The organism is Vibrio sp. 10N.222.52.B7, assembly GCF_041474275.1.
Taxonomy (GTDB): Bacteria; Pseudomonadota; Gammaproteobacteria; order Enterobacterales; family Vibrionaceae; genus Vibrio; species Vibrio crassostreae_C.
Genome location: NZ_JBFRTU010000075.1, coordinates 24,542 through 37,461, shown reverse-complemented (window position 1 = coordinate 37,461; position 12,920 = coordinate 24,542). Strand labels below are relative to the sequence as shown.

Genomic DNA, 12,920 nt, shown 5'->3' with positions numbered 1-12,920 from the left:
GTCATTATTTAATTTGTTTATTTTCACTGTTAATTTTCTGTGTATCTTTATACGGAACTATTAATTTAATAGTGAGGACTCGTGACATCTAAAGAAAATACATTTCGACCTGATCGGAATGTATTGAAAGGTATTATTATGGAAAACTTCAAACATCTACCAGAACCGTTTCGTATTCGTGTTGTAGAGCCAGTAAAAAGAACAACTCGCGCCTATCGTGAACAAGCCATTGTCGACGCGGGCATGAACCCATTTTTGCTCGACAGTGATGATGTGTTTATCGACTTACTGACAGACAGCGGAACAGGATCTATCACTCAGCGTATGCAAGCCGCGATGTTAATGGGTGATGAAGCTTACAGTGGTAGCCGCAGTTACTACGCATTGTCGAATGCGGTTAAGGATATCTTCGGTTACGAGTTGACGATTCCAACACACCAAGGACGCGGTGCAGAGCAGATCTACATTCCGGTTCTTATTAAGAAGCGTGAAATGGAGAAAGGGCTCGATCGCAGCAAAATGGTCGCCTTGTCGAACTACTTCTTCGATACAACACAAGGTCACACCCAAGTGAATTGCTGTGTGGCGAAGAACGTTTATACCAAAGAAGCGTTCGATACCTCAGTGAATGCGGACTTCAAAGGCAACTTCGATGTGGTGAAGCTGGAAGAAGCGATCTTAGAAGCGGGCGCGGCCAATGTTCCTTACATTGTGAGTACCATTACTTGTAACTCTGCTGGTGGACAGCCAGTGTCCATCGCCAATCTAAAAGCCGTGTATGAAATCGCTCAGAAGTACGATATTCCTGTGATCATGGACTCGGCACGCTACGCAGAAAATGCCTACTTCATTCAACAACGTGAAGCGGGTTATCAGGATTGGACAATCGAACAGATCACGCGTGAGTCTTACAAATACGCGGATGGTTTAGCTATGTCTGCCAAGAAAGATGCCATGGTACAAATGGGCGGCTTGTTGTGCTTTAAAGACGACGCTTTCATGGATGTGTACACAGAGTGTCGAACCTTGTGTGTGGTGCAAGAGGGCTTCCCAACCTATGGTGGCTTAGAAGGTGGCGCGATGGAGCGTCTTGCGGTTGGCCTTTATGACGGCATGCGCCAAGATTGGTTAGAGTACCGTATTGGCCAGGTTCAATACCTTGTTGATGGCTTAGAAGCGATGGGCATCGTGTGCCAGCAAGCAGGCGGTCATGCTGCGTTTGTCGATGCGGGTAAATTGCTGCCTCATATCCCGGCTGGTCAGTTTCCCGCACATGCTTTGGCGTGCGAACTCTATAAAGTCGCGGGTATCAGAGCGGTTGAGATTGGGTCTTTGCTGCAAGGACGCGACCCAGCAACAGGTGAACAACACCCATGTCCTGCTGAGTTGTTGCGCCTTACCATTCCTCGCGCGACCTACACACAAACACACATGGACTTCATTATCGAAGCATTCGAAAAAGTGAAAGAGAATGCAGGACAAGTGAAAGGGCTCGATTTTACCTACGAGCCGCCGGTGTTAAGACACTTCACTGCGCGCTTGAAAGAGGTTGAAACCGTTGAAAAACAAACAGAAAAAAAGAACGAACAAACGCTCGAAGAAGCATTTTAAAATAAAAACATAAGCGAATAGTCACTAGAACCCTAATCAAAGGCTCCCTCGGGAGCCTTTTCTTTTTTTGGATGGTAGGGGAGTTAGGCAGTTAAGCCTTTAAGTAGTTAACCCGTTAAAAGCTGAACTACGCTTGTTTGTTTTTCAGGGTAGATTTCAACATTTGGAATAACCACTGATTCAAAGGTGCGTCTTTTTGCGAGCGGCGGCAGCTCATCACATAGCTCACATCTATGGTTCATGTTCGATTGTTAAAGTTACCCCAACAAAAACACAGATACCAAACGAACAAAGAATTAGAAATACAATGAGGTGATGTATGAACAAGTTAATCGCACTTGGATTGATGGCTTTATCTATGAACACGGCTTTCGCGGCTGACGGTACTTATGCGAGTACTCTCGATATGATGAGAAGCGAAGGCAATCAAGTAAAGGCTGAGCGTGTTGTATCTGATCCAGTGCTTGAAGGAAGAAATGACGCCGCTAATGGCGGAATAAAATTCCAAAAGAACGTTGATCAAGACCAAACGATCCAGCTTACAGGTCGTCGTGATTAACGTTAAAGATGTGCTTACCATTGTCATGAGAAATGCTGGGCCCTCGGGTGCAGCATTTTTCGTTATTGGGTTGTGGAGTATTTTATAAACTCTAGCGATCTAGCCTTGGCATGTTGTGTAACGTGTGGCATTTTGTTGTTCTCTAATTTAGATCGCTATTAGGTGTTGGTTAAGCATTACAAACCAGTAAGCGAACGCTCGAAAGGACTAGGAATGACTCAAAAAGAAACGGGAATGATTCGTCATATTCTACTGATTAAGTTTAAAGAAAACGCTGAGGCTTCAGAGGTTCAAAAACTAAAGATGTTGTTTGAAGCGATGCCAAACAAGGTTGAAGGGGTCACTTCAATAGAATGGGGATTAAATGACAGCCCTGAAAACAAGAATCAAGGTTATACCCACTCGGTGTTAATGACGTTCGCCGATGAAGAAGGCCGTCAGAATTACCTTCCGCACCCTGAGCATGATGCGCTGAAAGATGTGTTTCGTCCGCTTTTAGAAGACATCATTGTGTTTGATTACTCCCTGTAATTAGGTTCTGAGTAGGTCTCTTGTGTTTTACTTACCTTCGATAATGAAGAGTTAGGGCCTAGCGATTAAGCCCTAACTCAATAAGAAACGACTTACTCTGTTGGCGAAATAGTGACTGGTGCAAACGATGCGACAGCATTCCCGCCTGCGCCCCAGCGGTAGCGAGGCCAGAAGATAACTGTCTGATTGGGGTAGTACGTCTGTTTGTCGTAGTCCAGATAAGGCATCTCAACGAGGTCTATCTGTGGTTCTAAACGACCTTTATGTCATCTACTGTTTACGCTCATTTTTATTCCGTTAACCTGCCAATAGGCAGTAAAGTTAACGCAAAGCGTGAATAAGAATGGCATTACTTTTAAATAATGCCGTTGTGCCACGGTTAAGCTCTAGTCAATTTGATAGCCACTTCTGATTCCAGTTCACTTAATGGTCGAGGTTTACTGAAGTAATAACCTTGCAGCAGATCTATCCCCAGTCCGTTTAGGCGTTGGTTATGATCAGCAGTTTCCACCCCTTCAGCTACAACACGATAGCCCAAGCTTTTACCCATCATGATCATAGTGTTGACGAAGTCTAAGTTGGTCTGCCCTTGAGTTATGTCAGAGATAAATGAACGGTCGATCTTTACTTCACTTAGTGGAAGTTGCTTTAGTAAAGATAGAGAAGAGAATCCCGTGCCAAAATCGTCAAGAGAGATAGAAATTCCTACATCGTGTAGTTCTTTAAGTGAGTTTATGCATAACTCGTAATCGACAATTGCTGCTGACTCGGTTATCTCAATACAGAATAACGTCAAAGGAAGCTGGTATTGGCGAATAGTTCGAATGATTTCTTGAGCGAAGTGAGGCTGTATCAGCTGTTTTGCACTGATATTAATGGAAATATGGCTCATGGTTTGTAGCCATTCAGATCCTTCAACATCCTTACAAACTCGATGAATGATACATTCACCAAGCTTGCTGATTAGGCCAGCTGATTCAGCAACCTCGATAAACTGGTCAGGAGGGACATCCCCCAATGTTGGAGATTCCCATCTTGCTAGTGCTTCAACAGCAGTAATCTTTTCATCTTGCCCACAATATTGAGGTTGGTAGTGCACCTTTATTTCTTGTTGAGCGATGGCACGACTGAGTTGGTGCTCTATTTCGATTATGTTTTCCGTCTCTTTTGCCATTGACCTTTGAAAGTTGAGATAGCTTTGTCCTCCCAGCTTTTTAGCTTGATACATGGCAATGTCGGCCTGCTTAATTAATTCTTCGGCACTTACGCCATCATAAGGATACATAGCGATGCCTAGGCTTCCTTGGCTGATAATCTCAATATCATCAACGATCAATGGATTTTGAACGGCATTTAAAATCTGCGTGGCGAGTGCGTTGATGTCTGCTTCGGAACTGACATTACACAAAAACAAGAATTCGTCACCTCCCAAACGTGCGACAAGGTGTTCACTTGATAGCACGTTCTGAATATGTTTGGTCACGTGGCAAAGAAGTGCATCACCGACGTGATGACCAAAAGAGTCGTTGATAATCTTAAAACGGTTAAGATCCATCAACATGACCGCGCGTTTTTGGTTAGGTCGATTCACAATGTGTTGCGCGATGCTTTCCATTATTTTCCGGCGATTAGCGATGCCAGTAAGCGCATCATAATACGCCATGTGTTGAATCTTTTCCGCATCTTCTCGCTCTTGAGTTACATCCGTCATTGAGCCAATGAAGCGCACAGCCTGCCCTTCTGCATTATGAACCGCTGAGCCATTGGCATGAACCCAGATATATCCGCGATGTTGCGTCTTCATCCTGAATTCACATTTGAACGGTACTTCTTCGTTTAAGTGGTTATGAATGGCGGACTCGAGAAGTTCTAAGTCTTCTGAGTGTATATATTGGAACAGATGGTCACATCCTAACTTACGATCAGAAAAGGTATCTTGACAGCCAATCATTTTGGTTAACCGACTGTTCCAGACAAGAGTATTGGTTAGTAAGTCCCAATCCCAGATACCATCGTTTGAGCTGTTAGATACTACTTTGAGCTGTTGCAACAACTGTTGGGAGTTCTTCTGACGATTGTTACTTGTATTGATAAGCTCGTCGCGCTCGATGAACAGTGCGAGCATATCTAAATAATTGTTGAATACCGATTGTGTACCGATATCTTGGTGATCTTGCAATGAATCAACAACAGCGACGAGCTTCCAGTGATCTTCTTGCCCTGAGTTGATAGGAAGAATGGAAGCAACGAAATGATCATAGCGTTCGAAAAATGGGAAATTGCGAATATCGTCTTGAATATCTGTTTGTTGCGGTAGGGTAGTTGGCTGAGTCATGCCTTTTTCTACCCATTTCCTAATAGTGTATTGCTCCGAATTACACTCAGCGAGACAGGCCCAGTCAAGATTGTTTCCGTAAAGGCTTTGAGCATCTCTAATTGAGTCAAAACCTCCTTGTGCTTGTGAATAGAAATTTTCGAATATCTCAGCGGGAGAACGCCCTTGCACATTTAAGAGGATTTGGCGAGTTGAGTTGATATCTTCTTTATGTTCGAGATCTGGGTTTGTGTTACCGCAAGACTGATGAACGATGAGCTTTTGCGGGACACTATTATTGGCATTATTAAAAGGCTTCCCAGAAATACGTTCCAACACGCGGTGAAATACTTGCGTCGCTAGAAGCTCAAGCTGTTGGTCTACTGTTGTTAACTTGGGATTGAATTGTTGACCGACGAAAATATTATCAATGCCTACGATGGCGACATCGTCAGGTACCGAGATATTGCTGTGAGACAGTTGCTCCATCATACCTACAGCATTGTGGTCAGTTGCGCAGATAACCGCAGTGCATTTGGATTTACGCTGTATAAATTCTATTGCGGCTTCTCGTCCCCCAGATAGAGAACAATTCGACACGCGGAAGAAATGGCGTTGGTTGAATGAGCCTTTATGATCAATCACCGTGCGTTGATACGCTTTGAAGCGAGACCTGATATCATTAACAGTGAGATCGCCACAAAAGCCGATTTCTTCGTGTCCTTGACTTTGTAACCATTCATAGAGCTTAGTGACACCATCGCTTTGCACACTATAATACTGCTCAACGGGCAGCGGCGCATAGCTTGCTCCAATAGAAATGACTGGAATGTTTGCGTTTATAGCTTCTTCGATCAACTTTACTGTCGCTGCATGGAGAACGACCACAAGGGCATCGAGATGATTAAAATATATAGGAAGTTTAAAATCTTTTCGCTCACCCGAGCGGATGAAGATCAGATTGACTTTATGGTTTTTCGCAAGCCTTCTAAGGGTTGCATTTAGCTCGCCCATGTAGAAGCCACTGAGCATAGGCAGCACAATGCCAACGGTAGGACGTTTTTTAGATGTAACAATAGTCATGTTATTAGCCGGTCGAAAGTTGTGTTGTGTAGAACTGTTTTCGGGGGAGAATAGGTATCTTTTTATTATTTCTTCCATGCTCTACTAAGCGAGCTTGAAAATAAACTTACGGCAAAAGGAAATGCAAAACCACGCACAATCCGAGTAAGTCTAACTCATATATTTGAGAGGTTACTCAGAAGCGGTCCTCAATTTATGGACATGACTTAAGCGACTGATCTGTTCTGACAGTACCTAGAATAACCGGAACGGATTATGACTAGAAACGCAGAAACCACTCTCCTGAATTTAATTGCAACAATAAATGGCATACAAACGTAGAGGTAGCGCACAGAATTGAAAAAGGGGATATCGTGATTACGTAATCATTGATCTAGCCGATAGTGAGATAGTGATAAGAGGTCGATAATTCGTTGTCGGATCTAAATTAGAACTTTAAATCTAATTTCTAAGTAGTTGTTATCTCAGGAAGAGTTTTGTGCTATGCGCCCCTATATTAAATACATTATCCCTATTTTAATTCCTTTCATTATCCTCGTAATGCCGCTATCAGCGTTTCCATTTGAAGGCCTTACGATTATTCAACAACGCGTTATCGCGATCTTTTTATTAGCGGCATTGTGCTGGGTGTTCGAGCCCATCCCGATCTACGCGACGTCTGTTGTTATTATCGTTCTGCAATTGTTGATGTTGTCGGATAAAGGGCTGATCTTTTTAAGGTTTGAGCATGGGCAGGAACATTTTGGTGAGTTGTTAAAATACAGCGACATCATGGCGACATTCGCCAGCCCAATCATCATGCTGTTTTTGGGTGGTTTTTTCTTAGCGATGGCCGCCACTAAGTATCGATTAGACGTAAACTTAGCCCGTGTATTATTGAAGCCATTTGGACAAGACCCAAAGTTTGTGATGCTCGGCTTAATGCTGATCACCGGTATCTTTTCGATGTTTATGTCTAACACGGCAACAACGGCAATGATGCTATCTATTTTAACGCCGGTACTGGCTGTGTTTGGTCCGAAAGATCCCGGTCGTGTAGCGTTTGCGCTTTGTATACCTGTTGCCGCTAACATCGGTGGCATTGGTACCCCGATTGGTACCCCTCCGAACGCTATCGCACTTAAATATTTAGTTGGCGATAACCTCATTACGTTCGGTGAATGGATGGCATTTGGTGTGCCGTTTGTTGTGATTATGATGGCGTTAGCGTGGTTTTTAATAGGCTTTATGTACAAAGCTGACCAAAAGAAAATCGAGCTAAGCATCAAAGGTAAATTCCTTAAAACGCCTAAAGCCATTGCGGTGTACGTCACTTTTGCGCTGACCATCATTCTTTGGTTAATGGGTTCAAGCCATGGCATGAACTCTTACACCGTCGCTCTGATTCCTGTCGCTGTGTTCTCACTCACAGGGATCATCAATAAAGAAGACCTGAAGAAAATTTCTTGGGACGTATTGTGGCTTGTATCAGGTGGTATTGCGCTTGGTTTAGCGCTCGATAAAACTGGCTTAGCAAAGCTCGTGGTACACAGTATTCCGTTTGATAGCTACTCACCCTATGTGGTGTTGTTCGGAGCGGCGTTCTTGTGTTTGGTAATGGCAAACTTTATGTCTCATACCGCAACGGCTAACTTGTTAATGCCAATTATGGCGGCATTAGGTTCGTCTATGGCTTCACTCACGCCACTAGGCGGTGAGCTAACGTTAATTTTGGTTGTGACTTTTGCCGCTTCATTAGGTATGTCGCTGCCAATCAGTACGCCACCGAATGCGTTGGCTCATGCCACTGGTCATGTGCAAAGTAATCAAATGGCCAGAATCGGTATTATTTTGGGTGTGGTTGGTGTGCTACTGAGTTTTGTTATGGTGTGGGTGCTACATTCAATTGGTCACATAGGATAACGATACGTGTATCAACAAAAGCTAGAAGCACTGATCGAGCGCTATTTTAATCAAACAGAACGTCGGGTGACGTGCTGTGCCGGTAACACCATTATTGAACAATCAGCGTTAAACACTCGTTTATATTATGTGTTTAGTGGAGAACTGGAAGGGTTTTATACCGATGCGAATACACCGCAAGTGCGAGTATTTAGCGCGGGTAGTGGGGCTTTTATAGGCGTTCATAGCTTCTTTTCAGGTAATTGGACAGCATCTTCAACGGTTGTTGCTAAAACCGATGTTGAGTTAGCGTGGATCGATAAAGACACGCCTGCAGAAGATGAACGTAAATTTGGTCCTCTTACCGCACAGTTCACACCTGTAATTGTCAATGAGTTGTCGCGTCGTCAACGCCGCGCAACACAAGAAGCGATAGCGAAACAAAAAGCGCTAGAGAAGTTACATACTGCTGAGCAAATGACGACCTTGGGTCAATTGGCTGCAGGGATTGCTCATGAGCTTAACAACGCTATTGGTGTCGTAAATAGTAAATCTGGTCGACTTGAAACGGTCATCATGGATCTGCTTGAAGAAGTGCATCCAGAAGCCAGTCAATTTTTCGATTTTGGGTTAATGCATGGTCAGAAAACGTCGTCGTCAGAAGCACGAACACGTGGGCGACAATTTGAAAGAAAATATGGTTTAGACAAAAACATTGCTCGCTCTCTTGCAAAGGCGATTCCAATTGATGCTTTATCTGCAACAGACGTTATTTCAAAGCATTGGCTGAAAAAACCAGAAGAAGCGATTCGTTTTTGGCAGATGGGCTGTGATTTACATGATTTGCGTTTGGCATCTAGACACACCGTCGGCATCGTAAAATCGGTTAAACAACTTGGCAGAGTTGATATCGACACCGAAGAAGCGGTTGATATTAACGACTCCATTAACCATGCCTTATCGTTGCTACAAAGTGAGTTACGTAGAGTGTCTGTGCGATTGAGCCCTGCGGATTTACCGTCTTTTAAAGGCTCGAAAACAGAGCTCGTTCAGATTTGGGTCAACATTGTAAAGAATGCTTGTGATGCAATGTCGAATTCAGACGATGCCGCAATAGAGATTCAAACCAGATTAAGTAAGAAAAGGATATTAGTTACGATCGCGAATAACGGCCCTGAGATAGACGAGACGACTCGTAGAAAGGTATTTCAGCCCAACTTCACCACTAAAAAAGGTGGTTTATCGTTTGGATTGGGCTTGGGTTTATCAGTAGTTAAGCGGATTGTGGCAGGTTATGGCGGAAGTATCATTGTGAAAAGTGATGCTTCTAAAACTGTATTTAGAATCAAGTTACCAATAGAGGGTGAACATGGAGAAGCTTAATTTAATCTGTGTCGATGACCAGAGAGAAGTACTGAGCGCAGTGATACAAGATTTAGAGCCGCTGGCGAGTTGGCTGAATATTGAAGATTGTGAATCAGCGCAAGAAGTGCTTGATCTCATTGATGAACTTGACGCAGAAGGCGAACACATTACCGTCATCGTGTCTGATCATGTGATGCCAGGGAAAACGGGTGTGGAGTTACTCACTGAAGTGTTCCATGACAGTCGCTTTCCGAATACCAAGAAAATTCTTCTTACGGGGCAGGCCACTCATACTGATACCATCAATGCGATTAATGCAGCAGGCATCGACCGTTACTTTGAAAAGCCTTGGCAAGCAAGCACATTGGTTGAGTGCATTCGTACTCTTGTCACTGAGTACATATTTGATCAAGGGCTTGATTACACGGACTATCAGGATGAGCTCGACCAGCAGGTTGTGTTCAGACGCTTGCGTTAGCCTCTTATGTTAGCGACTTACATTATTCACTAGTGTAAGTCGCTTGAAATTCTATGCACCGAAGGACGCTTTCTGAAGGGTTTTTCTTTGAAAGATGTAATCTTTCGCTGCTTATTTTACCTACCTCTTTTAGTCGTTCAGGTTTTGGTACTCAGTTATTAACACACTGGTTGCTGGCTTTAGTCTAAAACTCATACGCTACGCCAACGCCAACGCCAACGGATGCATTGTGTTTTCTTCAGGAACGATTCCCTGAACATACAGCAGAGCTAAAATGTGTCGCAGAGTTCCCGTGTCGTTTGTTAGAAAAGTAAGTCGAAATTATTCAAAAGTGATTCCTAACGCGTGGGACGTGGAGTTCTAAGCCAAATCGGTACTTACAACGTAAAGGACTAGGCTTTTCACGGCTTACTGCGTAATAATGCATTCGCCCACAAGTGGGGGTTTATAGTCAGTAGGATTTTAAAATGAGTGAGATTGCTCGCTTTATATCTGGTGAAGCGCCGGATAAATTTGGTCGAAATATAGAACAGTTATTGGCTTACAATCATTTTTGGTTGGAGCATGACCATAAGTACATTCAAGTGTTCTTCCCAATAGATGAGGGGACTAAGTTTAATCAACATGCCCCGTTGGTTACTCAAGAAGATAAGGTGCTTTTTGCTAATTCAGAAGCGCTCCGCACAGCTCATCTACAAGTGCTTGACCTGATGCTTGAGTTTTGGGGTATGCAGCGAAACGGGAGTGAAATATCTTCATCGTTACCACTTAGCCCGGCTAATCACGTATGGTTAAAGAATCATGACCATAACCAGCTAAGGTTAACGCGAGCCATTCGCAGTTTGTACTTGTTGGGTAATGAAGAGGTTGCGGCTCGGTTATGTGACTTTTTAGTATCAGCGGCGACCGAGACAGGGTTGGTGTCGGATAAAACCGTTCAGTATTGGCGCAATGCCTTGGAAGGTTAGGGTTTTTCTGTGCAGAGCTTTCGGCACTGCACATCATTGATTCTTAATACGCGGCATTTTTGTACGATGCCGCTTTCTCTATATTCAACATTTGAATGCAATTTGTGGAATATATCAAAATTAATTAAATTGATGGTAAGTTATTACTTTTCATTATGTTAGGGTTCTTTTCTTAAGGTCAGCGGATTAGGAAGAGGCTAATGAAAAAGGGATTTGTGATAGCGATATCAATCGGCTTTGTCGTCTTCTTCCTCGTTGGTCGTGAACTCCAGTGGTTCGGGTCCAGTAATTCCGAGTCGTTTCCTAAACTTCCTGATAGTCCCCAATTTGTTCCTTCTACCGATTTCGACGGTGAGTGGCTAGGCCGCCGTATTAACACCACTGGCAATAATATGTGTGAACGCACAACCATCACCGGAACTATTCGTGAGGGTAGGGCTACTCTAAGGCTTACCTACAATGGAACATCGTTAGAGGGTTGGGTGAAGGAAAGCGGCGACTTACGTTTATATGCTAAACATCGGCAATGGGATTATCGCTTTTCCGCACATGGCAGTGGCAATAGATTTGATGGCCGATGGTACTTAACCAATGGACCGTGCCAAGGAAGTTGGTTTCTAGAAAAGGTCGATGGCAAGTAGGGCTGTTACTACAAGACACCGTTTAAAATTGACCAGCATAAGGTTCTTTTAGGAGAGATAAGTGATCAGATTAATCGCCGTGTTCATTGTGGCTTTCGGGCTAGGCGCATATGCGAGCTTACATGTTTTGACAGACTATGTTGTGAGCATCAAAGACAGTCATAAAGCTGCGGTGCGGCAAGGTTTTGAAACCTATAAATATGCCAATACAAAAGACCTTGCCCCATTAATTAAAACATCGAACTTGTTAGCTCGTTATAGTGCTTGTGAATTAGAGGGAGATGAAGGCGATGCGATTGCATTAGCCCTGTCTATTAACGCTATTTCCTTTGGGATGTTATCGAAGCAAGCTTCTGACCTCGATCAAGACACCTTTAGGACTGGTTTGATGATGTACGGAAAACTCAAAGACAACGAAAAAGCGTCTGGTCAGTTAACTGAAATACTTACTTCGTACTGTAAAGATAGTCTTCGCTATCTATACGACTGTGAAAAACTTTCTAATTTGTTAGGCGAAGAATGGGATACACAATGGAAGGAAGTGAAACCAGTATGTACCTAAAAATGATTCAATATATGCGGCATTTTGCTATGCCGTACTCAGATGTGATTTGAAAACAAAGGACACAATATGGAAGTAAGGTTGGTCAAAGGTTCAGAGCCTAAGTTCGCTGAATCGATCACCAAAACGAATATGGCGAGTTACTATCAAGCTCGTGGAATCGCTTGGGGTCATAGCCAGTTTTTACGCAGCTGGGATAAGCTGGATAACTATGAAATTTATGTGGGGGATCGCCGTATTGGTATTGTTCGCTTCAGTTACGCTAGTGGTACAACGTTTCTTAGGGACTTGCAGATATTAGCTGACTGTCAAGGTCAAGGTTTTGGCTCTAAGTGTCTCGATTTGGCTATTGAACATGCGAACAATCAAGCATCGGCTCAGTTAGTGTTGCGCGTGTTCAGTGAGAACCCCGCCATTAAGCTTTATCAATCAAAAGGTTTTACTCAGTTGTCTGAAGTGAAAGGGCTCGTTGAAATGGAGCTGCCTTTAGGGTCATCATTGAGAGAGTGTCATGGATAACCGTATCCAACTAAATTTTGTTAAGTACTTATTTTCAGAGTTGCTGTTTATTGTTATTGCATTAGGTCTTGCCTATTGGATATTAGATGGTGATCGTTCATCGCTGGTAACCATAGGGCTGATAATTTGTGTTCCTCCATTAATAAAAATTCTAATATTGTGGTGGAAGCTTCGCGATAGCTCGTTTGAAATCACGAACGGTCATGTACGTTTAAATGGCGTTGCTTGTGATGTGACTTTACAGCGTAGCTTTCTTCCGTTTGAAATTGGCTCATTCATCAAGCTTTCATACACGAAAGGTGCAATGCAGAAACACAATATTTACCTTTCTAAAGGCGCAATGAGCAAAGAAGAATGGAGCCGTATGTTAGCGTGTCGAACTAGGTCGCCATAAAGAAGCGACATCGC

Annotated in this window: 12 protein-coding genes and 2 pseudogenes; 11 read left to right on the top strand and 3 right to left on the bottom strand. The window is 43.4% G+C overall.

The genetic code is table 11. The features are described 5' to 3' along the window. Positions 1-138: 138 nt before the first annotated feature. Positions 139-1,611 (top strand): tryptophanase, encoded by a 1,473-nt coding sequence (tnaA, locus tag AB4512_RS18190; RefSeq protein WP_017069968.1) that lies wholly within the window; start codon positions 139-141, stop codon positions 1,609-1,611. A gap of 127 nt (positions 1,612-1,738) precedes the next feature. Here tnaA and AB4512_RS18185 read toward each other — a convergent pair. Continuing rightward, positions 1,739-1,849 (bottom strand): annotated as a pseudogene (locus AB4512_RS18185) (LysR family transcriptional regulator); the annotation flags it as partial. Between the two features lie 81 nt (positions 1,850-1,930). On the opposite strand from AB4512_RS18185, the gene AB4512_RS18180 reads away from it, so the two are divergent. Next, positions 1,931-2,170, top strand: coding sequence for a hypothetical protein (locus AB4512_RS18180; protein ID WP_372175302.1), 240 nt, complete (start codon positions 1,931-1,933; stop codon positions 2,168-2,170). A 213-nt stretch (positions 2,171-2,383) separates the two neighbouring features. Further along, entirely contained in the window at positions 2,384-2,701 is a 318-nt protein-coding gene (locus AB4512_RS18175; RefSeq protein WP_102394497.1) for a Dabb family protein, read from the top strand. Between the two features lie 146 nt (positions 2,702-2,847). On the opposite strand, the pseudogene AB4512_RS18170 reads toward AB4512_RS18175, so the two are convergent. Both AB4512_RS18170 and AB4512_RS18165 read right to left on the bottom strand, forming a co-directional pair. Further along, a pseudogene (locus AB4512_RS18170) lies at positions 2,848-2,958 on the bottom strand (DUF3103 family protein); the annotation flags it as partial. A gap of 122 nt (positions 2,959-3,080) precedes the next feature. Next, positions 3,081-6,098: an EAL domain-containing protein gene (locus AB4512_RS18165; protein ID WP_372175300.1), complete on the bottom strand. Its 3,018-nt coding sequence runs from the start codon at positions 6,096-6,098 to the stop codon at positions 3,081-3,083. Between the two features lie 483 nt (positions 6,099-6,581). Here AB4512_RS18165 and AB4512_RS18160 point away from each other — a divergent pair, with 483 nt between their 5' ends. From AB4512_RS18160 to AB4512_RS18125, 8 genes are all read left to right on the top strand, one after another. Then, positions 6,582-8,000, top strand: coding sequence for a DASS family sodium-coupled anion symporter (locus tag AB4512_RS18160; protein ID WP_371722228.1), 1,419 nt, complete (start codon positions 6,582-6,584; stop codon positions 7,998-8,000). Between the two features lie 6 nt (positions 8,001-8,006). After that, complete coding sequence (locus AB4512_RS18155; RefSeq protein WP_372175298.1) at positions 8,007-9,362, top strand: ATP-binding protein; 1,356 nt, start codon at positions 8,007-8,009, stop codon at positions 9,360-9,362. Further along, positions 9,349-9,822 carry a response regulator gene (locus tag AB4512_RS18150; RefSeq protein WP_372175297.1) on the top strand — a complete coding sequence of 158 codons (474 nt, stop codon included), beginning with the start codon at positions 9,349-9,351 and terminating at the stop codon, positions 9,820-9,822. Before AB4512_RS18155 ends, AB4512_RS18150 begins: the two co-directional genes overlap by 14 nt. Positions 9,823-10,289: 467 nt before the next feature. Beyond that, a complete protein-coding gene (locus AB4512_RS18145) occupies positions 10,290-10,790 on the top strand; it encodes an opioid growth factor receptor-related protein (protein ID WP_017062405.1) in 501 nt (166 codons plus the stop codon). 200 nt (positions 10,791-10,990) lie between these two features. Beyond that, complete coding sequence (locus tag AB4512_RS18140) at positions 10,991-11,431, top strand: hypothetical protein (RefSeq protein ID WP_372112132.1); 441 nt, start codon at positions 10,991-10,993, stop codon at positions 11,429-11,431. Between the two features lie 61 nt (positions 11,432-11,492). Then, complete coding sequence (locus AB4512_RS18135; RefSeq protein WP_372112130.1) at positions 11,493-11,993, top strand: hypothetical protein; 501 nt, start codon at positions 11,493-11,495, stop codon at positions 11,991-11,993. Positions 11,994-12,062: 69 nt separating this feature from the next. Next, positions 12,063-12,512 (top strand): GNAT family N-acetyltransferase, encoded by a 450-nt coding sequence (locus AB4512_RS18130; protein WP_372112128.1) that lies wholly within the window; start codon positions 12,063-12,065, stop codon positions 12,510-12,512. Then, positions 12,505-12,906, top strand: a complete 402-nt coding sequence (locus AB4512_RS18125) for a hypothetical protein (RefSeq protein WP_372175295.1) — start codon at positions 12,505-12,507, stop codon at positions 12,904-12,906. Before AB4512_RS18130 ends, AB4512_RS18125 begins: the two co-directional genes overlap by 8 nt. Positions 12,907-12,920: the final 14 nt, after the last annotated feature.